This is a genomic window from Bacillus sp. sid0103, assembly GCF_019219025.1.
This window is the reverse complement of sequence record NZ_JAHUWN010000142.1, coordinates 1-269: the sequence shown is the minus strand read 5'-3', so window position 1 is coordinate 269 and position 269 is coordinate 1. Positions and strand designations below refer to the sequence as shown.

1 protein-coding gene is annotated in these 269 nt (G+C 37.9%); it reads left to right on the top strand.

The features are described 5' to 3' along the window. Window positions 1-90, top strand: a 90-nt coding sequence (locus tag KW850_RS32875) for an IS3 family transposase (RefSeq protein WP_218348259.1), incomplete at its 5' end; no start/stop codon positions are given. Window positions 91-269: the final 179 nt, after the last annotated feature.

Genomic DNA, 269 nt, shown 5'->3' with positions numbered 1-269 from the left:
ATGACCTACTATAACAATTTTAGATATCAATGGAATTTAAAGAAGATGACTCCTGTTGAATACAGAAATCATCTTCTAAATGTAGCATAACCTTTTTAAAAATGTCCTTTACAACGGGTACAGTTTATATTTCTGGTTGACCATTTTTTATATGGTTTTATTATAACGGTAGCCGGGGTAGAACGTACCTGCCCGTGGGACAAAGATCCCGTCAGCTAAACAGTTCGCCCCCTACTTGCTTAAACATGATTTGGCTGGTTGGGACCATG